General features: G+C 53.8%; 17 protein-coding genes. 11 read left to right on the top strand and 6 right to left on the bottom strand.

The genetic code is table 11. The annotated features are described in order from the left end of the window. Positions 1-4 precede the first annotated feature (4 nt). The 7 genes from METMA_RS0112670 to nirJ all read left to right on the top strand — a co-directional run bounded on the left by METMA_RS0112670 (position 5) and on the right by nirJ (position 4,605). On the top strand, positions 5-310 hold the full coding sequence (locus tag METMA_RS0112670; protein WP_020159467.1) for a c-type cytochrome: 306 nt from the start codon (positions 5-7) through the stop codon (positions 308-310). A 77-nt stretch (positions 311-387) separates the two neighbouring features. Beyond that, the gene (locus tag METMA_RS0112665) at positions 388-1,551 is read left to right on the top strand and encodes a cytochrome D1 domain-containing protein (protein ID WP_020159466.1); all 1,164 of its coding nucleotides are present in this window, start codon (positions 388-390) and stop codon (positions 1,549-1,551) included. A gap of 4 nt (positions 1,552-1,555) precedes the next feature. Beyond that, the gene (locus METMA_RS0112660; RefSeq protein ID WP_020159465.1) at positions 1,556-2,014 is read left to right on the top strand and encodes an Lrp/AsnC family transcriptional regulator; all 459 of its coding nucleotides are present in this window, start codon (positions 1,556-1,558) and stop codon (positions 2,012-2,014) included. After that, positions 2,007-2,516, top strand: coding sequence for a siroheme decarboxylase subunit beta (gene ahbB, locus METMA_RS0112655; RefSeq protein ID WP_020159464.1), 510 nt, complete (start codon positions 2,007-2,009; stop codon positions 2,514-2,516). The genes METMA_RS0112660 and ahbB (METMA_RS0112655) overlap by 8 nt, the downstream gene beginning before the upstream one ends. Next, positions 2,509-2,952 carry an Lrp/AsnC family transcriptional regulator gene (locus tag METMA_RS0112650; RefSeq protein WP_020159463.1) on the top strand — a complete coding sequence of 148 codons (444 nt, stop codon included), beginning with the start codon at positions 2,509-2,511 and terminating at the stop codon, positions 2,950-2,952. The genes ahbB (METMA_RS0112655) and METMA_RS0112650 overlap by 8 nt, the downstream gene beginning before the upstream one ends. Positions 2,953-2,954: 2 nt before the next feature. Further along, positions 2,955-3,461: a siroheme decarboxylase subunit beta gene (gene ahbB / locus METMA_RS0112645; RefSeq protein WP_020159462.1), complete on the top strand. Its 507-nt coding sequence runs from the start codon at positions 2,955-2,957 to the stop codon at positions 3,459-3,461. Between the two features lies 1 nt (position 3,462). Further along, positions 3,463-4,605, top strand: a complete 1,143-nt coding sequence (gene nirJ, locus METMA_RS0112640; protein ID WP_027147288.1) for a heme d1 biosynthesis radical SAM protein NirJ — start codon at positions 3,463-3,465, stop codon at positions 4,603-4,605. A 30-nt stretch (positions 4,606-4,635) separates the two neighbouring features. Here nirJ and METMA_RS0112635 read toward each other — a convergent pair whose 3' ends face one another. The 5 genes from METMA_RS0112635 to METMA_RS0112615 form a co-directional block, all read right to left on the bottom strand. After that, complete coding sequence (locus METMA_RS0112635) at positions 4,636-7,809, bottom strand: DUF748 domain-containing protein (RefSeq protein WP_020159460.1); 3,174 nt, start codon at positions 7,807-7,809, stop codon at positions 4,636-4,638. 95 nt (positions 7,810-7,904) lie between these two features. Continuing rightward, positions 7,905-9,194, bottom strand: coding sequence for an ammonium transporter (locus METMA_RS0112630; protein ID WP_020159459.1), 1,290 nt, complete (start codon positions 9,192-9,194; stop codon positions 7,905-7,907). 16 nt (positions 9,195-9,210) lie between these two features. Next, on the bottom strand, positions 9,211-9,549 hold the full coding sequence (locus METMA_RS0112625; RefSeq protein WP_020159458.1) for a P-II family nitrogen regulator: 339 nt from the start codon (positions 9,547-9,549) through the stop codon (positions 9,211-9,213). Positions 9,550-9,745: 196 nt separating this feature from the next. Next, complete coding sequence (locus tag METMA_RS0112620) at positions 9,746-11,002, bottom strand: ammonium transporter (protein ID WP_020159457.1); 1,257 nt, start codon at positions 11,000-11,002, stop codon at positions 9,746-9,748. A gap of 20 nt (positions 11,003-11,022) precedes the next feature. Then, positions 11,023-11,361 carry a P-II family nitrogen regulator gene (locus METMA_RS0112615; RefSeq protein WP_020159456.1) on the bottom strand — a complete coding sequence of 113 codons (339 nt, stop codon included), beginning with the start codon at positions 11,359-11,361 and terminating at the stop codon, positions 11,023-11,025. Positions 11,362-12,027: 666 nt separating this feature from the next. Between METMA_RS0112615 and METMA_RS0112610 the strand changes: the two genes are divergently transcribed. The 4 genes from METMA_RS0112610 to ntrC all read left to right on the top strand — a co-directional run bounded on the left by METMA_RS0112610 (position 12,028) and on the right by ntrC (position 17,477). Next, positions 12,028-13,200 carry a porin gene (locus METMA_RS0112610; protein ID WP_020159455.1) on the top strand — a complete coding sequence of 391 codons (1,173 nt, stop codon included), beginning with the start codon at positions 12,028-12,030 and terminating at the stop codon, positions 13,198-13,200. Between the two features lie 164 nt (positions 13,201-13,364). Continuing rightward, entirely contained in the window at positions 13,365-14,774 is a 1,410-nt protein-coding gene (gene glnA, locus METMA_RS0112600; protein ID WP_020159453.1) for a glutamate--ammonia ligase, read from the top strand. A gap of 239 nt (positions 14,775-15,013) precedes the next feature. Continuing rightward, on the top strand, positions 15,014-16,063 hold the full coding sequence (glnL, locus tag METMA_RS0112595; RefSeq protein ID WP_020159452.1) for a nitrogen regulation protein NR(II): 1,050 nt from the start codon (positions 15,014-15,016) through the stop codon (positions 16,061-16,063). Then, positions 16,056-17,477: a nitrogen regulation protein NR(I) gene (gene ntrC, locus METMA_RS0112590; protein WP_020159451.1), complete on the top strand. Its 1,422-nt coding sequence runs from the start codon at positions 16,056-16,058 to the stop codon at positions 17,475-17,477. The genes glnL and ntrC overlap by 8 nt, the downstream gene beginning before the upstream one ends. A gap of 342 nt (positions 17,478-17,819) precedes the next feature. On the opposite strand, the gene METMA_RS0112580 is transcribed toward ntrC, so the two are convergent. After that, positions 17,820-20,393, bottom strand: coding sequence for a chemotaxis protein CheW (locus tag METMA_RS0112580; RefSeq protein ID WP_027147287.1), 2,574 nt, complete (start codon positions 20,391-20,393; stop codon positions 17,820-17,822). Positions 20,394-20,544 lie beyond the last annotated feature (151 nt).

Here is a 20,544-nt window from a genome sequence, read left to right as displayed (position 1 = left end):
ACCCATGAAAAAACTGCTGCTGTTAATCCTGGTTTCCAGTACCGCCCTTGCCGGTGAACCTTCGGCAGACAGGCAGGCCGTGCTGCGCAACATGCTCAAGCATGATTGCGGAGCGTGTCATGGGCTAACGTTAAAAGGCGGCCTGGGCCCTGCCCTGCTGCCTGAAGCATTGGCCGGAAAATCGGATGATTTTCTGGCCGATACTATCCTTAATGGCCGCACAGGAACCGCCATGCCTCCCTGGCAACAATTTATCAATCGCGATGAAGCGCTCTGGCTGGTTAACATTTTACGCAACCCCGAGCATTAATTCATGCCAAGGCGCGATGCACCCGCGCATCCTATCCTGTTCCAAATTTTAAGTGCCGAGCGCACGACTTATCCATTATGAAAAAGCTAATCCCCATTCTAGGCTTCGTCTTATCCCTCAATGCCGCAGCGGAACCGCGCGCGACCGGTGATTTAGGCGTCGTCATTGAACGCGAAGACGGCAAAGCGATGATCATCAATACCACCGAGCGCAAGCAACTGGCTGAAATCGAAGGCCTCGGGGATCTGTCGCATGCTTCGGTCGTGTTCTCGCGCGATCAGCGCTATGCCTATGTTTTCGGCCGCGACGGCGGTCTGACCAAAGTCGATTTGCTTGGTGACGCCATAGCCCGGCGCATCGTTCAGGCCGGCAACAGCATCGGCGGCGCCATTTCCCAGGATGGCCGTTTCATTGCCGTATCCAATTACACGCCCGGCGGCGTCAAGGTGTTTTCTTCCGACACGCTGGAACTGGTCGCCGATATCCCGGCCGAATATGACAACGGCAAACTGTCCAAGGTCGTAGGTTTGGCCGATGCGCCCGGACAACGCTTTGTCTTCAGCCTGTTCGATGCAGGTGAAATCTGGGTGCTGGATCTTAACAATCCGCAACAGCCCGCCATTGAAAAGTTCAGGAATATCGGCAAGCAGCCTTATGACGCCTTGATATCGCCCGATGGCCGTTATTATATTGCCGGCCTGTTCGGCGAGCCCGGCCTGGCCTTGCTGGATTTATGGAACAGGCAAGACGGCGTCAAGCGCGTGCTGCCGGAATACGGCAAAACCGATGAAAAACTGCCGGTCTATAAAATGCCGCATCTTGAAGGCTGGGCCATAGCCGGCGATTACCTGTTCGTGCCGGCCGTCGGCAAGCACGAAGTACTGGTGATCGACAAACGCCAATGGCAATTAGTGAAAGCTATCCCGACGGCCGGACAACCGGTTTTTGTCATGGCCCGGCCCGATGCGCGGCAAATCTGGGTTAATTTCGCTTTCCCCGATAACGGCCAGGTGCAGGTCATTGACGCCAAGGACCTGAGCGTCAGCAAGACCCTGGCGCCGGGCAAAGCCGTTCTGCACATGGAATTCACACCGCGCGGCGAGCAGGTCTGGCTTGCCGTTCGGGACGACAACCAGATCGTTGTTTACGATACCGAAACCCTGGCGGAAATCACGCGCCTGCCGGCAAAAACGCCCAGCGGCATATTCTTCAGCGCACGGGCGCACCAGATAGGCCTGTGACCCCATGCTGACGCCATTGCACAAACGGCTGCTGAACGATTTTCAGCATGATTTCCCGCTCACTGAGCGCCCTTTCCAGGCCATCGCCGATGAACTGGGCGTTGCCGAGGATGAGGTGATCTCGGCCTTGAACGACCTGAACGACAAGCGCTTTATCAGCCGCATTGGCCCGGTCATTCCGCCCAATCATATCGGCGTCAGCACGCTGGTTGCGATGGCCGTTCCCGAAGAGCGGCTGCAGGAAGTCGCCGACAAAATCAGCGCCTACCGGGAAGTCAACCACAATTACGAGCGCGAACACCCATTCAACCTCTGGTTTGTCGTGATCGCCGCCGATGCCGCCCACCTGCGCGCAGTGATTGAAGCCATCGAACAGGAAACGGCCTGCAAAACCATGCAATTACCCTTGCTGGATGATTTTTTTATCGATTTAGGCTTTAAGCTGGACCTGAATAATGATTGACAGCCGCGACCTTGAACTGCTGGAACACATACAAACGGGGCTGCCCGTCTGTTCACGGCCCTATGCCGAAATCGGGCGACGCTGCGATATGCCCGAATCGGAAGTGATTGAACGCCTGACCCGGCTGAAACAGCAAGGCTTGATCAAGCGCATGGGCGTCATCGTCAAGCACCGGAAACTGGGTTACCGCGCCAACGCCATGGTCGTCTGGAACGTGCCCGACGATCGGGTCAAGCAACTGGGCGGCCACATGAGCCGGTTTCCGTTCGTGACGCTCTGCTACCGGCGCCCGAGACGGCCGGGCTGGCCCTATAACTTATATTGCATGATCCACGGCAAGGACCGAGCCACGGTGTTGCAGCAGCTGGAACAGCTGACCGTCGCCTGCGGCCTGACAAGCTTTGACCACGAAGTGTTGTTCAGCCGCCGCTGCTTCAAGCAGCGCGGCGCCGTCTACAAGAACATCGCAGCCACGGCTAGCGCGGAAGTAGTCCATGGATAATCTGGACAGAAGAATCATCAATGCACTGCAAGGCGGCTTTCCGATTTGCGATGCGCCCTACCGGCAGGTCGCCTTGACGCTGAATATCACCGAAGCCGAGCTGCTGATCCGGCTCAAGAACCTGCGCGCCAACGGCATACTGACGCGCTTCGGGCCGCTTTATAACGCCGAACAAATGGGCGGCGCCCTGACGCTGGCCGCCGTGAAAGCGCCTGAAGAGCGGTTCGATGAAATCGCCGACATTATCAATGCGTTTCCCGAGGTGGCCCACAACTACGCGCGCCGGCATACCCTGAACATGTGGTTCGTGATCGCCACGGAAACGCCCGAGCAGGTCAGCCAAACTATCGACGCGATAGAGGAAAAAACCGGGCTGACCGTCTACAACATGCCGAAAATCAAAGAGTATTTCGTCAACCTGAAGCTGGAGGCCTGACCATGCTCGACGCCATAGACCGCAAGATCATCGAAGCCACACAGGCCGGCCTGCCGCTGACGCCGCAGCCTTACCAGACGATCGCCGAACAACTGAACCTGACCGCCGACGAGGTCATGGCGCGCCTGGCGGCCATGCAGGCCAGCGGCGTCATCCGCCGCATCGGCGCCGTGCCCAATCACTACAAGCTGGGTTACCACTATAACGGCATGACGGTCTGGGACATACCCGACGACAAAATCGACGACCTGGGGCGGCAAGTCGGACAACTGGCATTCGTCAGCCATTGCTATCATCGCCCGCGGCATCTGCCCGACTGGCCTTATAATCTGTTCGCGATGGTGCATGGCAAGACGCAGGCCGATGTCGACCGGCAGATCCGCCAGATCTCCGACCTGCTCGGCGACTGTAACCGCGGCAGTGATGTCTTGTACAGCACGAAAATTCTGAAAAAGACCGGTTTTCGCAGCCGCTCTAAAAGCACCCCATCCGATTCCGTAAACTCATAATATGTTCAGACTCAGCCACTACATGCGGGAACTGATAGACCCGACGCCGATAAAACCGGCACGCAAGCCGGCCGCGCCGGTCGTGATCTGGAACCTGATCCGCCGCTGCAATCTGGCCTGCAAGCATTGCTACACGACCTCGGCCGATATCGATTTTCCCGGCGAGTTGAGCACGCAGGAAATCTATACGGTCATGGACGACCTGAAGGCGTTCAAGGTGCCGGTGCTGATTCTGTCGGGCGGCGAACCGCTGCTGCGCCCCGACATCTTCGACATTTCGCGCCGGGCCAAAGACATGGGCTTTTACGTCGCCCTGTCGAGCAACGGCACGAAGATTACGGCCGACAATATCGATGAAATCGCCGCGATCGATTATCAGTATATCGGCGTCAGCCTGGACGGCATCAAGGACACGCACGACCGGTTCCGGCGCCTGCCGGGTTCGTTTGACCAGGCGCTGCGCGGCGTGCATCTGTGCCTGGACAAAGGCATCAAGGTCGGCATCCGTTTCACCCTGACGCAGGATAATTACCAGGATTTCCCGGCCCTGCTGCAATTAATGGACGACCATGACATCGACAAGTTCTACCTGTCGCATCTGAACTACGGCGGCCGCGGCAACCGGAACCGCAAGGACGACGCGCATTTCCAGATGACCCGCACCGCCATGGATCTGCTGTTCGAGACCGCCTATGCGTGGCTCAAAGCCGGCAAGGAGCGCGAGTTCGTCACCGGCAACAACGATGCCGACGCCGTTTATTTCCTGCATTGGGTCGCCGGAAAATTCCCCGACAAGATCGACCACATCAAGGCCAAACTGGAGCAATGGGGCGGCAATGCCTCCGGCGTCAACGTCGCCAATATTGACAATCTCGGCCACGTGCACCCGGACACGTTCTGGTGGCATTACGATCTGGGCGATGTCAGACAGCGGCCTTTTTCGGAAATCTGGATGGATGTTTCCGACCCGTTGATGGCCGGGCTCAAGCAGAATCCGAGACCCCTGGAAGGCCGCTGCGCAACCTGTCATTTCCAGCGCATCTGCAACGGCAACACCCGGGTCAGGGCGCAGCAGACATCGGGCAATGCCTGGGCCGAGGACCCGGGCTGTTATCTGACCGATGCCGAAATCGCACATCCATAGCACGGCGGAGCCCCCTGCCAATCCCTGACATCAACGGGTCTTTAAAGACAGCGAGCTGACAATCTCGCCGTTTTCCCGTTCAGGATCAACCGCGGTATCGAGAATAAACACCCGGTCATTGTCGATGCCGCCTTGCTGAACGAGATACTTCGCGATGGCCTGAGCCCGATCCGCCGCCAGGTCTTTAAGCCGCTTTTGTTCCGGCTCGATAATGCTGGTCAGTTTCTGTTTGGCGACTTCATAAAAATCGCCGGCTTTCGGATCCTTTAAGCGCGGTTTGCCAAAAAACGTTCTCTCCGCCATCAGCGGAAACTTTTCGATAAACCTGTCCGCCAGAAGGCGCTTGTATTCCTCATCGGAAAGCTCGACATATTCCTCGCGTATTTTTTTGCCGCCCTGGCTGTTGATCTCGGCCGCGCGCATTTTTTTAAGCTGGTCGTATAAAGCCGCGTCTGTCAGCGCGGGCCAATCCTGCTCCATGAATGCCGCGCCTTTGATATCGACATTGAGCGCCGGCCGTTCATGAAGCGCCTTGGCCACAGTCTCCAGTTTACTTTGCTGCTGTTCATCCAGTTCCGCCTTGCCGGCGGCAAAGCTGATCGTGCTCAGGTCATCCTCGGTACCAAACAAGGACGCTATCGCCTTAAACGGCGACTTGACGATTTTTGTAATGGCATTCACCAGAGCATCGGTAACCAGCGCGCCGACGCTGAATTGCGGATCCTCGAGGCTGCCGGTAATCGGCACATCCATTTTTATTTTACCCTCCGAATCTTTCAGCAGCGCTATGGCCAGATCAAGCGGCAAGGAGACGGCATCTGGATTTTCCACTTTCTCGCCCAATGTGAACTGATCGATCAGGATGCTATTCGACGCAGTGAGTTCGCCGTCATCGACACTGTATTTCAGTCCCAGCGTCATCTTGCCTTTTTCCACCTTATAACCGGCAAATTCCACCATATAAGGCGAAATCAACGGCATCGGCATGCCGCGAAAATTCAGTTCCAGATTGAAATTGCCCAGATACGGGCTGACTTCACCTTTGATATCAACCGGTGCCAGATCATAAGCCTTGCCTTTTAAAGCGACATCAACCCGCGATCTTTTTTCCGATGAAAATCCGCTGGCGCCGCCGTCGAGATTGGTGATATGCGCCGCGAAAGGCAAAATCAGCGACAAATCGGCGAAATCCGATGTGCCATCCGTTATCCGAACCCGGTCGATTTTAAAGTAAGGTTTTTCGCTGTCAGCCGGCGCCGCCTTGACCGGTACCTTTTCAGACGGCTTGGTCTCGGATTTTTTGTCGCCAACAATCAGATCATTAAAATTGACCGACTTGTCTTCCTTGATAATCACCCGAGCGTAAGGCTTGTCAATAGCCAGTTCGCCGGCAGTATAGCGTTCCGCCGCCACATCCGCCTTTATCTCGTTTAACGTCAGGTTTTGCCATTTGATCAGGTCCTTATTGACCAACTGATCGCGCGTTACCAGATCGGCGATGCCGGTGCTGCCGTTAAACTTGATATCCGGCGGCTGCTGTTCCTGCAACGCGACGGACAGCTGGCCGGCCAGCCTGAATTTGCCATCCTCGATATCGACCCGTGCAAACTGAGCCAGATAAGACTGGAATGCTTCCAGGCCGATATCCTTGACATCAACGGCCGCCCGGGCGGAAAAAGGCTCGATGACCATGTCGCCTTTCAGGGCCACCGAACCGTGTTCATTGACGCCGGTATCGAACTGAAAGGGCATGCTGGCTCCGGCCTCCGTGCTGAATTTTTTCAGATTGAAATCGACACCGGAAAATTTCACCGCCACCGGTTTTTCCAGCGTTCGGTCCTCAAAAGCCAGCGCGGCATTCTTGAGGGTGATATCGTTGACCTTAAGTTGCCATGGCGACTTTTCAGCGGCTGCCGGTTGCGGCGCAGGTTGAGGGGCTTGATCGTCATCGTTTTTATCGCCGGCAAACAGGGCCTGATAATTAATGACGCCGTCGGTGTTCAACCAGGCCTGGATATCGGCGCCGTCGGCCAAAACGGAATCAATTCCGACCTTCTGCTGGTTTAGATCCAGGTCGATTCCGCGCACCGAAAAACTCGGCAGTTTAACCAGAACCAGATCCTGCCCTCGTTCCGAAAGCTGAAAGCCCTGAATATTAAACCGGCCCTGGCTGACCATGAGCTTGAGGGTATCGTCCGCATAACTGGCCTTGTAATCGGCTTCGAAGAATTCCTCGCCTTTTAAGGCAACCGGGACAGCATCCTGCGGCGCCAGTTGCTGGATTCGTTGAAGCGTCACCTTCTCCAGCTTGATATGTCCTTCCGAAGCCACGGGATCCGTAGTCAGCATGGCGCGCCAATCCAAACGCTCACCCGTATTCAGCAGGAGCGACAAATCGATGTTGAACTGGTTGTTTTCCTTTATGGCGTTAACCTTGTACGTCAGCGTCAGCAGTTCCTCGCCCTTAAAATCAATCGGCGCATTATCCTTCATGCCTAGCGCCAGGATTTTTTGCAATTCTATCTTATCGAACGTGATCGCGCCTTCTGAAGCCAACGGGTTTACGCCGGCCTTGCCCTGCCAGTCAAACTGACCACCCGGTGACGGCACTAACGCCAAAGATAAGTCAAACTGTTCATCGGGCAATGTTGAAAAATGATCGATTTGCAGATTGATCGGGAAGATCTGCTCGTTTATCGGCCGTTCCGCCGATGCATCTTCGTACGCCAGTTTTCCTTCCGCCAGGGACAGATTACCGACGACGACCGGAAAAATCCCCCCCTCTTCCTGTTCGGGCTCAGCCTCCTCCTTGATCAGATCAGCAAAATTGAACTCCCCGGTTTTGTGCCTGGCGATATGGACGAAAGGCTTTTCCAGGTACACATCATCGAAAACCAGTGCGGTTTGCTTGATGGATTCAAGCGCATTGACATTAAGATAAAAACGATCGAATGCGACAAAAGGCTGGTCGTTTTTTTCCTGTACCTCAAATCCCCGTATACTGGCGACCAGGGAAAAAGGGTTAAACTGAACCTGTTCCACGGACGCTTTCCTGCCGGTTTGCTGCTCGATGATGTCAGGTAGTTTGGCCTCCAATACTGCCGGTACGATAAAAAAACCGATCACGGCATAAACAGCCAGGACAATGGCGATGGTCAATAAAACTCTTAAGAGAATGGTTACAATTTTCCGCGTATTTTTCATAAGCCCTGATCAGGTTCAGCTTTACTTGCGACCATTTTAAACAAAAAAGGCGACCCTACCGCCGCCTTTTTTGTGACCCATCACTGAGATTTAAGTCATAAATCCTGATAGCCCGTCTCTTCGTGCAGCACGATATCCAGTCCCTGCACCTCTTCATCAGCCGTCACGCGCAGGCCGATCAGCTTATCCAGTACTTTCAGGATCAGATAACTGAAACCGGCGCTCCAGAGCAACGTCACCATAATGGCCAAAGCCTGGACACCGACCTGATCCATGATCGATACACCTTCAGCCAGCCCTAATCCGCCCAGGCTGCTCGTCGCGAAAACACCGGTCAGCAACGACCCCGTCACGCCGCCTACGCCGTGCACCGGAAACACATCCAGTGAATCATCGATTTTCAGCGTGCGTTTGAAGTAGTGCGTGGCATAAAAACAAACGATGCCGGCCGTAACGCCTATCGCCAAGGCACCAATGGGGCCGACAAAACCGGAAGCCGGCGTAATCGTGCCAAGGCCTGCCACCATACCGGTCACAATGCCTAGGACACTCGGTTTGCCAAAACGTTTCCATTCGATAAACATCCAGGTTAAAGAACCGGAAGCGGCGCCGATATGCGTGACCAGCATCGCCATGCCGGCATTGCCGTTAGCGGTTAAGGCGCTGCCGGCATTGAAACCGAACCAGCCCACCCACAACATGCCCGCGCCGGTTATCACCATGGTCATATTATGCGGCGGCATGGCCGTGGTCGGGAACCCGCGGCGCTTGCCCAGCACCAGGGCCGCCACCAGGGCCGCAACGCCGGCATTGACATGAATGACAATGCCGCCGGCGAAATCCATCACGCCCAGATCGGCCAGCCAACCGCCGCCCCAGAGCCAGTGGCATACCGGCAAATAGCAGAGGATCAGCCATAAACCGCTAAACCAAAGCATCGCCGAAAACTTCATTCGTTCGGCAAAACCGCCGACGATCAGCGCCGGCGAAATAATCGCGAATGTCATCTCAAACATAAAATAAACTGTTTCAGGAATATCGCCGGTCATCGAACCGATGCCGATATCCGGCAGAAACAGCTTGGATGTGCCGCCTATCAGTTTTTGCAGCTCGCCGCCATTGGCGAAAATCAAGCTATAAACACCGGCCAGCCAGAGTATGGAAACCAGACAGGTAATTGAAAAACACTGCATCAAAACCGACAGCACATTTTTGCTTCTGACCAGCCCCCCATAAAACAGGGACAACCCCGGAATCGTCATAAACAAAACCAGAGCGGTGGAGGTTAAAACCCAGGCCGTATTGGCCTGATTCAATTCGCCGGCCACAGACAGTTCCGGCAGTAACAACAAGACTAAAAACAGTTTACTAATTTTAAATGACATTCTCTTTCAAACATAACTAAATGGCATCCTCTCCGGTTTCTCCCGTTCTAATCCGAATCACCTGCTCCAGATTAGAGACAAATATTTTCCCATCACCGATTTTGCCGGTGTTGGCCGCTTTTACTATTGTTTCAACCGCCTTATCCAAAATATCGTCCGGCACGGCGATTTCCAGCTTGACTTTAGGCAGAAAATCCACCACATACTCCGCCCCCCGGTACAGTTCGGTATGGCCTTTCTGACGGCCGAAACCTTTAACTTCGGTGGCTGTCACGCCGGCAACGCCGATTTCGGACAAGGCTTCTCTTACATCATCCATTTTGAACGGCTTAATGATTGCTGTGATTAATTTCATTTTAGTTTCCCAAATTTAATGTGACGTATAGTGATCAACCCTGAAGGGGTCAACGTAAGCGGCCATCATAGTGAATTATCGGCCGACATACAATTTACGTGAAACTGGCGTTGCCCCACTGCAACCTGGAATGAACCTGAACCAACAAAAACGGGCGCAATCAAGCGCCCGCACTGCAACCATCTGAAATTTAACGTTACCGTTTACTGCCCTCGGCCGTAAATTCAGGATAAGCCTCCATACCGCATTCGGAGAAATCAACGCCGTTATACTCGTCTTCCTCACTGACGCGTATCCCTATCATTGACTTGATGACAAACCACGTAATCAGGCTGGCGATGAAAACAAATCCGAAGATGGTCACGATACCTGTTAACTGGACCAGGAATTTGGCATCAGGGTTGGATAAGCAGACGGCAATCACTCCCCAGATGCCGACCACACCGTGAACCGAAATCGCGCCGACCGGATCATCGATTTTCAACTTGTCCATGAACAGGATGGCGAAGACCACCAGGACGCCGCCGACCGCACCGATAATAACCGCCAATAAAGGGGCCGGGGTCAAAGGCTCCGCGGTGATGGCCACCAGTCCCGCCAGGGCGCCGTTCAGTATCATTGACAAGTCGGCCTTGCCGAACAGGAAATGCGCGGTCATCAGCGCAGCGATCAAGCCGCCGGCAGCAGCCATATTGGTGTTTACAAAAACCATGGCTACCGAGTTCGCTTCGCCGATATCGGAGATTTTCAATTCCGAGCCGCCGTTAAATCCGAACCAGCCCATCCACAGAATGAACGTACCCAAAGTCGCCATTGGCATGTTGCAGCCGGGGATCGGATTGATAGTGCCGTTCTCGCCATATTTCCCTCTACGCGGACCGAGCAGCATAACACCGGCCAAAGCCGCACTGGCACCGGTCATATGGACGACGCCGGAGCCGGCAAAATCGAGAAACCCCATTTCATCAAGAAAACCACCGCCCCATTTCCAGAAGCCTTGCAGCGGATAGATAAAACCGGTCATGACCACCGCGAAGGTCAGGAAAGACCACAGCTTCATCCGTTCGGCGACAGCCCCGGAAACAATCGACATGGCAGTTGCCACGAAAACGACTTGAAAGAAGAAGTCCGCAAGTTTCGCATAATAGGTCTTGCCGTCGCTGTTCATGACTTCCTCCACCGTATGCTCGGGCCCTATCAAAAAGCTCACCCCCGGCCAAACACTATTAACGGCCGCATCCGGATACATGATTCCGTAGCCGACCAACAGGTACATCACACAGGCAATCGCAAACAACGCAATATTTTTGGTCAGAATCTCCGTGGTATTCTTGGCTCTGACCAGACCCGATTCAAGCATGGCGAAGCCGGCGGCCATCCACATAACCAACGCGCCACTCATTAAAAAGTAAAACGTATCCAAGGCGTAACTCAATTGAACTAATTTATCCACTTTGTCTCTCCTTATAATTGTTATAATGCTTCATCGCCGGTTTCGCCGGTACGGATCCGGACCACCTGCTCCAAGTTAGTGACAAAAATCTTGCCGTCCCCGATTTTTCCGGTGTTGGCAGCTTTGGCGATCACTTCCACAGCCTGATCGACCAGCAGATCGCCTACCGCGACTTCAACCTTGGCTTTAGGTAAAAAATCAACCACATACTCAGCTCCGCGGTAAAGCTCGGTATGCCCTTTCTGGCGGCCAAATCCTTTCACTTCGGTTACCGTGACGCCGGACACTCCTATCTCAGACAAGGCTTCACGGACATCATCCAGTTTGAAGGGTTTGACAATAGCGGTTATCAGTTTCATACAACACCTCTTGCTTACGTTAACTGTTGGAACTTCCAAAGCACAGATTGTGCCAAATAAAATTCGTGATAAAACCTTGTTGGGGCCGGCTTTTCTAAAAATAAATTTGCCCCATTATTGTGCAATAAAGGTATTTTAAGCACCATTATGGAGCATTGCGGTTATTCAGCCAGCCTGCGTTTTTATCCTGCCTCACTCAGCGGGCATTTGGATATCGCTCAAGCGATACCCGGCCTGCTTTTATGCTAGAGAAGTTAGTCCCCATCACATCCGAACGGCGAGACACCTGTATCGCGTAAGCATTGACCTATAGGAACGGGTCCTGGTTTTGTCGCGTGACTAACGCCCGCAATCAGTATATAAAGCAGTGTTGCACCAACGTCGACCAAATTAAGGAGATTTTTGCACTACTCTGATTCATGACGGGCCGTATTTAATGCGGCCGCCTTCTTTGATTTCTTAACCGGAAACCAGTTTATACAATTATGGCCCGAATTTTGCATTTGAAGATTAGGCTGTGTTAATAAAACCACAATGTGTGCTACAAACAACAATGTCTGAAAATTGGTTTTTCTCAGTCATTGGATTTTTAATTTAGAATCAAGCTAGACTTCCCGGATAGCTGCTATCCGGGAGGCCTTAAGCTCCCGACAAAAGGCGATACTTATGCTGACTCACCACAAAAAACATCATGGCTGGCCGTTGACCTTGTGCAGCGCCCTGCTTTGCTCATCACTGGCGCAAGCGGACGACAAAGGCGCGATTGAAAGCCTGACTGGTTTCAACATTAATGAAACAGCACCCTTGAAAGACCTGGGCATCAATGTCGGCGGCTGGGCTACAGCAGGTATCGCCGGCAATCCCGATGACCCTGAAAGCAGAACGAACGGCCCGGTCACATTCAACAACCGCGCCAACGAATTCAATGCCCACCAATTGTACGGTTTTATAGAAAAAGCCGTGAACGAAGAAGGCGGCAAGTGGGATCTGGGGTTCCGGGCCGATATCGTTTACGGCATAGATGCTTTTTATACCACGCAAGCCAACTTTGACGACAACCTGATTTCGGACGGCTCTTCGCGCCTTTACAAGCTGGCCTTCCCTCAAGCCTATGCCACGGTTTTCGCACCGATAGGCAACGGCATCACTACCAAGATCGGCCATTTTTACACCATTATCGGCAATGAAGTTGTCACCGCGCCGGATAATTTCTTCTTCTCTCATGCCTACACCATGCAATATGGCGAACCGTTCACGCATACCGGCATCCTGTCGTCCTACCCTGTCAACAAGAACATCAGCATCACGGGCGGCGTCGTGTCGGGATGGGATTCATTCTTCCAGGAGCCGGCCAACTTCCTCGGCGGCGTTACCTATACGACTGACAATGAAAGAACCTCCGTCGCCTTCTCGCTGATCACCGGCGACGTCAACAAAGACGACGAACACAACCGCACGATGTACAGCATCGTATTAAACCATGACATTACCGACAGCCTGCATTACACACTGCAGCACGATATGGGCATAGAGGAAAAATCACTAGGCGCCGACTCGGGCAAATGGTATGGCATTAACCAATATCTGACTTATGACATCAATGAGCAACTGGGCGCGGGCATGCGTCTTGAATGGTTCCGCGATGAAGACGGCTTCAGGGTAAACGGCAACAGCGACCACTATCTGGCCGCTACCGTGGGCCTGAATTATTCTCCCATGTCCTGGCTGACGCTCCGTCCTGAAGTCAGATATGACCATTCAACCGAAAACGCAGCCTATAACGATGGCTTCAGCAACGACCAGGTGCTGATTTCGGCTGATGCAATCGTTCACTTTTAAAAACCCGAACAGACGGCACAAGGATGTGCCGTCCATTCACCCGGCACACTAACATGGGACTTGTTCAGCCCATAAATTTAGTGGCTAAGCTATTAAAAAAAAGGTATGTTATGACGTTTGCCTTAATAATAATCCCTCAAAAAATCATCCAGGAGACGCGATAAATGTCTGTAGAAAAAGTGCTTAAAATGATCGAAGAAAACGACGTGAAGTTCGTCGATTTTCGTTTTTGCGATACCCGCGGTAAAGAACAGCATGTGACTTTCCCGGCTCATACCGTCGACGAAGATACTTTCGAAGAAGGCAACATGTTTGACGGGTCATCCGTTGCCGGCTGGAAAGGCATCAATGAATCCGACATGATCCTGATGCCTGATCCGACTACCGCGGTCATGGATCCCTTCTTTGATGACAATACCCTGATCTTGCGTTGCGACATCATCGAGCCGAACAACATGCAAGGTTACGAGCGCGACCCCCGCTCCATCGCCAAACGCGCGGAAGCCTATTTGCAATCAACCGGCATCGCCGACACCGCTTTCTTCGGGCCTGAAAACGAATTCTTTATTTTCGATGACGTCCGCTGGAGTTCCGACATGAGCGGTTCCTTCTTCAAGGTCGACTCCCAGGAAGCCGGCTGGAACTCGGAAAAAGTCTATGAAGATGGCAATATTGGTCACCGTCCCGGCGTTAAAGGCGGCTACTTCCCCGTCCCCCCTGTCGATTCGTTCCAGGACATGCGCTCTGCCATGTGCCTGACGCTGGAAGAGATGGGCATGACGACTGAAGTCCATCACCACGAAGTGGCAACCGCGGGCCAATGCGAAATCGGCGTGAAATTCAATACGCTGGTTAAAAAAGCCGACGAAGTCCTGAACTTGAAATATGTTATCGCCAACATCGCGCATGCTTATGGCAAAACAGCCACTTTCATGCCTAAACCGCTGGTCGGCGACAACGGCAGCGGCATGCACGTGCATCAATCCCTGAGCAAGGGCGACACCAACCTGTTCTCAGGCGATCTATACGGCGGCCTGTCCGAAACGGCCCTGTATTACATTGGCGGCATTATCAAACACGCGAAAGCCCTGAACGCTTTCACGAACGCGTCAACCAACAGCTACAAACGCCTGGTTCCCGGCTTTGAAGCACCGGTCATGCTGGCCTATTCCTCGCGCAACCGTTCCGCGTCCATCCGCATTCCTTACGTACAAAATCCCAGAGGCCGCCGTATCGAGATACGCTTCCCTGACTCGACCGCGAACCCCTACCTGGCATTCTCAGCCATGCTGATGGCCGGCCTGGACGGCATCCAGAACAAAATCCATCCCGGCGATGCCATGGATAAAGACCTGTATGACCTGCCGCCGGAAGAAGAGAAAGAAATCCCGCAGGTTTGCCACGCCTTCGACCAGGCGCTGGATGCACTGGACAAAGACCGTGAATTCCTGCTCCAAGGCGGCGTATTCACTAATGACGCGATTGACGGCTACATTAAACTGAAAATGGAAGAAGTCACTCGTCTGCGCATGAGCACGCATCCTGTAGAATTTGATATGTACTACAGCTTGTAAGCTTTAACGCGCGTCCGACCAGATCGGACGCCATCAAGCCCATACAAAAACGCCCCATTTTGGGGCGTTTTTCGTTTACCCTCTTGCGTTACCCTTTTGCAACCTTATTATAAAGGCGGCGCAGTTCTGCCCGTTAGTTAAGACCATTTGCGAAGACCGCTTAAACACTCTCCGCTCATTATGGTCTGATAATTGCTATAAATTTAAAGTCCATAGTAAAAACAGCTCTTAGAGGAACCGTGTATAAATACATACTTGAACATCTTAACGAAGCCATTTTGCTGTTTGATCATGAGTTGAAACTCACCTACATCAATACCGCCGGCGAAATTTTACTGGCTGACAGCGCGCGCCATCTGGTAGGGCTCAGCGCCTACGAGCTATTCAAGTCATCCGATTCGGCCTTGCTCCTGAATTTACAACAATGCCTGGCGATGGAAGAGCCGCTGGTCGATCGCGAGCTGGCATTGGAGCGCATGTCGCAAACCGTGACGATTAATTTCAGCGCAACGCCGCTGCTAAAGGATCAGCAACAGACGGAAATCCTGGTGGAACTGCAGCAGGTCGACACCCATCTGCGCATATCGAAGGAAGAACAGCAATTGAGCCAGCAAAACACGGCCAGGCTGCTGGTCAGAGGCCTGGCCCATGAAATCAAGAATCCGCTAGGCGGTTTGCGTGGCGCGGCCCAACTGCTGGACCTGGAACTGCACGAACCGGAGCTCAAGGAATACACGCAAATCATCATTGCCGAGTCGGACCGGCTTCAGGGCCTGATGGACAAAATGCTGGGGCCCAACAAACTGCCCAACAAAAAAGCCTTGAACATTCATGAAGTGCTTGAGCGCGTCAGACAACTCGTGCAGGTCGAAGCCAGCGGCGGCCTCACGGTTCGATATGACTACGACCCCAGCATCCCCGAAATTCAGGCCGACAAGGACCAGTTGATCCAGGCCATCCTGAACATTGCCAGAAACGCCGCCCAAGCGATGGATGGCAAAGGTGAAATCATGATCAAAACGCGCATACACAGGCAGATGACCATCGGCCGTAAACGTTACAAATTGACGGTCAAGATCGACATTATCGACTATGGCCCCGGCATAGAGGCCGACATGCTGAACCAGATCTTTTACCCGATGATCACCGGGCGCGCGGAAGGCACCGGACTGGGTTTGTCGATCGCGCAAGCCCTGATCAACCAGCATAACGGCCTGATTGAATACCACAGCGAACCTGGCCATACCGTGTTTTCGATTTTCTTACCCGTGGAGTCCGGCCATGAATAATCTGGAAACGGTCTGGATCATCGATGATGACAAGTCCATACGCTGGGTGCTTGAAAAAGCGCTGGAAAAAGCCGCTATCGCGACACGCAGCTTTTCCAACGCGAAAGAACTGCTGACGGCCCTGCAGCATGACCTGCCCAACGCGCTGCTGACTGATATCCGCATGCCCGGCATGGATGGCCTGGAATTGCTCGACAAGATTCAGCACAGCCATCCTGACCTGCCGGTTATCGTCATGACCGCGCACTCCGACCTGGAAAGCGCCGTCTCGGCATTCCACGGCGGTGCCTTCGAATACCTGCCCAAGCCCTTTGATATCAAGGAAGTCGTCGATCTCGTGCATCGCGCCTGCGTGCATAGCCGTCAACAGCAGGAACGGGCGCGCGGACACGAAGAAACCACCCTGATAGAAACGCCGCCGGAAATCATCGGCGAGGCACCGGCCATGCAGGAGGTGTTCCGCGCCATCGGCCGGCTGGCCCGTTCCCATATTACCGTACTGATCAACGGCGAATCGGGGACCGGCAAGGAACTGGTCGCCAAGGCCCTGCACCGGCACAGTCCCAGAGCCCAGCAACCGTTTATCGCCCTGAACATGGCCGCCATTCCGAAAGACCTGATGGAATCGGAACTGTTCGGCCATGAAAAAGGCGCTTTTACCGGCGCGCAGGCTCGACGGGCCGGCCGCTTCGAGCAAGCCAACGGCGGCACGCTATTTCTGGATGAAATCGGCGACATGCCGGCCGAGCTGCAAACACGCCTGTTGCGCGTGCTGGCCGACGGCGAGTTTTACCCGGTCGGCTCCCATGCCTCCGTTAAAGTCGATGTGCGCATTATTGCCGCCACGCACCAGAATCTGGAAACCCTGGTCAACGAAGGCCGTTTTCGCGAGGATTTATTCCACAGGCTGAACGTCATCCGCATTCATATTCCGCCGCTGCGCGACAGGAAACAGGATATTCCCTTGCTGCTGCGCCATTTTCTGACCCAGGCCGCGCACGAGTTGAATACCGAAGTCAAAACCCTGAAACCCGAAGCTGAGGCGTTTTTGAGTTCGCTGGATTGGCCCGGCAACGTGCGGCAACTGGAAAACAGCTGCCGCTGGCTGACGGTTATGGCATCGGGCCGCGAAATCCACATCCATGACCTGCCGCCTGAACTGCTGCACACCCAGACGGAAAAAGAGGCGTCTCATACCGATTGGCAATCGCTGCTGAGAACCGCGGTGGATCAGCAACTAATGACCAAAACGCCGGAAGTGGCCAAACACATTATTCCGGCCGTTGAAACGCTGTTGATCAAGGCCGCGCTGGACTTCACCCATGGCAAGCGCCACGAGGCCGCGATCATGCTCGGCTACGGGCGAAATACCCTGACCCGCAAGATTAAGGAACTGGGCATAGAGGAGGAATAACATTAACGGCACAAATTGCAGGCTGGGCTGGTAAATCCGTCATTCGAAGCCGCCAGTGCCGGGTTTCCGCTAAAGCGCCATCCCAGCCTACGCTTGCTGGCCTTATGCCAGGCATGGCGCATGTACACCGACAATTTCAGTCGCCTGTCGATGCGTAAGTTCCAGGGCAAATGGTAGAGCTGTAGGGCGGGTTAGACGCGCAAGCCACTATGTCATCAGTTTTCACCCGATCTTTATGCGCGTCGTAACCCGCCTTCCGGGTTTCCAAGCAATAAGGAAACATCCCTGCGGGATGAAGCCAATGATTACCGACTGCCCGTTGAAAGCGGCTGCCGCCCCCGGTTACCGCTGGCGGACTGCGGCCAGGATCAGGTCCTGATCCAGCACGATCAGCATTTTTCCAGAGGTGTCGCTTTCAGGAATATTAACCAATGACTTTACATAGCCTCCGTCGCCCCGCAGCAATTTATTGACCGGCTGGATCTGCATTTTTTCAAAGGCGGGCACGGCATCAAGCCCATCGACCAACAGGCCAATCGGCCCCATTTGCGTCCGCACAACGATAACGGCGCCCGCGTTTTTTTCCTGTCGCTCCCGATCCGCGGGCGGCTTATTGGTCAGAATCCGGCCGTCAATAACAAGCACCGGGACTTTTTCGTTGATGCCGTCGGGGCTTTTATCGCAATACATGATGCTGCCGACAATGTAGGATTTCACGCCGGGCAGACGATTGATCTGCGCCACATCCACGGCTTCCAGCACATCCGCGGCATTAAACGCGTAAACCTCCGGACCGATATGAAACGTGGCGAGATCGATGATTTCGCCGGTTATCGGCTCTTGCGGGTAAAGGATGACTTGCCGTTGTTCGGAGCCGGCGATTTCGGCTTTCTCGCCGATGGGAATAAACACGAAGGCCGCCACATCATTATGATAATCACCCGTGGTTTTAAACTCGCGATATCCTCTGGAGGAGTAACAGCCGACGGCATAGTACTTTTTTTTATAAAGCACGATTTTGGCTTTTCCCGCGCCTTCCTGCAGTTCGACAAATTCCGGGGCAATCCAGAACATGTCCCCCGTTTTGAAATGGGCCTCGTCGGTCGACGCGATAATACGGCCGCTGAACCGCTCGACAAAGAGCCCGAAGGCTCCCGGCTTATCGGGCAGGCAATCCTCCAGCATGTGCTTGAATTCAGGAGTGGAGTCAAACACGATACCGATACCGCCCACTACCTTGTTCAAATCATCAATATGGCGGATCGCGGCATTATAAATATAAGTGGGCTTGCCCTCGTACAGCCAGGACTCCTCAAACGGCGACACCCGGTATGCCTGCGGCGAGCGCAAGGCAAAAGTCTCCTGCGTATAGGCGGCGTTGACCTTTCTGCCCAAAGCCTCGACGGGGTCGTCATGCAGATTGGACTCGGCCACTACAGTCCCTTTGATGTCATAGATAAAAAGGCGCGTGTAGACCGTGTAGAGCTTATTGATATAGATCAGAATATCAGTCATTTTCGCCTTGTCCTCGGGGCTCAGACGGCCTTCGGACAGGATGCGCCGGATTTCCGACGTCAGCGCCCACCAGCGGCAATCATTGCTGCGCTCGTACAGGTTGCGATCCATGATATCAATCATGAGCCGGGCGATGGATTCGGCATTTCGCAGTTCAGAGGTAATCATCGTAACATGCAGCTTGCTGCTGGAATCTGCAAGCGCCTGAGCCGTGCGCGCGCCCATTGAGCGGATCTGTCTCAGGATCGCCTTGAGCGACAAAGGGTTGCCGTATTCGTTCGTCGCCATGACCTGGCCGTTCCAGATGACGCGGTGCAAAAACAGGTTGATGCCTTCGGCGGCGCCGGCAATGATGCTGGACAGTTCGGGAGCCAGCGAGTCGCCATGCCGAAGAATTTCGGCATTGATCTCCCGGTCGGATGCGGAACAACCGAACGCCGACTGCAATGGAACCATGGCATGTCCGTACCATTCCTGCCCGGCATACCCCTGATAGGGACGCCCCCTGTGCGTTACCGACAGGTATTCGCGGCCGGCAAAGTCAGTCAGGCCGTAGACATCATCTTCCGGAACGGCTTCGATGACGCGGCCAAGCGGCACATGATCGGGGTCGCTCGTGGCGATCACCACGGAGTCGGCATCCAGCAGCAACATGACGGCTTTGTCGCCTTTCTTTTGCAGGCTGCGGAAAATGCCCTCCATCTCGTTATCGAAACGGAATGACAGGCATAAAACGCCAATCACCGAGTCGTCGGCCGGATCGACGATCCGTTTGGAATAGATGAGCGCCCGGTCCATGCCGGGCCGCAGAGCGGTTTTACCAAAGGTTTCGACATAATCCTCCGGTGAATTCAAGGTCCGCTGAACGATAGGGCCAAAAAGCCCGCGAGAGACGGCCGGCGTATCGCGGTCAAGCCTGGCGAGTACATGCTGATTGGCATCCAGAATGATAATGTCATCGTATACGGTATATTTTGAACCATATTCGTCAAGCAGTTGATTGATCGAATCCGCATTTGCCGCCTCGGCTTTCGCGGAGGCCAGCACAAAATTGCATATATCGGCATTGGTCGCCAGAAAGCCGATATCGGCGGTACGCTCATAGAGATTTCGAACCAGAATGTCGACCGACACCTGGGCCTTGGATTCAAGTTCGAGACAGGTTTTGTTGATCTCCTCGGACACCAGCTGGCCGGTCAATTTGCTTTCAAGCTCGCCAAAACCTTTTTTTGTGGCTTCCATCGCCGGCAGTATGGTTGCGGCTTCTTTGGGGCAACTGATTTCGGCAATGGCGGAAATCAATCCCCAGGTTCCATTCAAATCACGGAGTATTTCCTTGCATTGGGTAACACTACGAATATAGGGAGAGAAAGTTTCAAACCGTTCAGCGTCCGACAACATATAATTTATCCTTAGGTATGCGTTAAAAATTAAGACAGGCACGGGTGGCACAAAGCAATATGCAAGCCATTTTGCCGTCCGGCATACGCAACCGAGGTTTAAACGGCAAGTGTTGAAGCCGGGATCTAAGAATGCGCACCAAAATGAGGCA

The sequence above is a fragment of the Methylobacter marinus A45 genome (assembly GCF_000383855.1).
Classification (GTDB): domain Bacteria; phylum Pseudomonadota; class Gammaproteobacteria; order Methylococcales; family Methylomonadaceae; genus Methylobacter; species Methylobacter marinus.
The sequence above is the reverse complement of the archived record's forward strand: the minus strand, read 5'-3'. Positions and strand labels throughout refer to the sequence as shown.

Excerpts from the sequence above, each read along its gene's own strand:
- ahbB (WP_020159464.1), top strand. The coding sequence starts at position 2,007 with ATGATTGACAGCCGCGACCTTGAACTGCTGGAACACATACAAACGGGG.
- METMA_RS0112625 (WP_020159458.1), bottom strand. The coding sequence starts at position 9,549 with ATGAAATTAATCACAGCAATCATTAAGCCGTTCAAAATGGATGATGTA.
- METMA_RS0112660 (WP_020159465.1), top strand. The coding sequence starts at position 1,556 with ATGCTGACGCCATTGCACAAACGGCTGCTGAACGATTTTCAGCATGAT.
- METMA_RS0112665 (WP_020159466.1), top strand. The coding sequence starts at position 388 with ATGAAAAAGCTAATCCCCATTCTAGGCTTCGTCTTATCCCTCAATGCC.
- METMA_RS0112610 (WP_020159455.1), top strand. The coding sequence starts at position 12,028 with ATGCTGACTCACCACAAAAAACATCATGGCTGGCCGTTGACCTTGTGC.
- ahbB (WP_020159462.1), top strand. The coding sequence starts at position 2,955 with ATGCTCGACGCCATAGACCGCAAGATCATCGAAGCCACACAGGCCGGC.
- METMA_RS0112650 (WP_020159463.1), top strand. The coding sequence starts at position 2,509 with ATGGATAATCTGGACAGAAGAATCATCAATGCACTGCAAGGCGGCTTT.
- METMA_RS0112615 (WP_020159456.1), bottom strand. The coding sequence starts at position 11,361 with ATGAAACTGATAACCGCTATTGTCAAACCCTTCAAACTGGATGATGTC.
- METMA_RS0112670 (WP_020159467.1), top strand. The coding sequence starts at position 5 with ATGAAAAAACTGCTGCTGTTAATCCTGGTTTCCAGTACCGCCCTTGCC.
- glnA (WP_020159453.1), top strand. The coding sequence starts at position 13,365 with ATGTCTGTAGAAAAAGTGCTTAAAATGATCGAAGAAAACGACGTGAAG.
- nirJ (WP_027147288.1), top strand. The coding sequence starts at position 3,463 with ATGTTCAGACTCAGCCACTACATGCGGGAACTGATAGACCCGACGCCG.
- METMA_RS0112580 (WP_027147287.1), bottom strand. The coding sequence starts at position 20,393 with ATGTTGTCGGACGCTGAACGGTTTGAAACTTTCTCTCCCTATATTCGT.
- METMA_RS0112630 (WP_020159459.1), bottom strand. The coding sequence starts at position 9,194 with ATGTCATTTAAAATTAGTAAACTGTTTTTAGTCTTGTTGTTACTGCCG.
- ntrC (WP_020159451.1), top strand. The coding sequence starts at position 16,056 with ATGAATAATCTGGAAACGGTCTGGATCATCGATGATGACAAGTCCATA.
- METMA_RS0112635 (WP_020159460.1), bottom strand. The coding sequence starts at position 7,809 with ATGAAAAATACGCGGAAAATTGTAACCATTCTCTTAAGAGTTTTATTG.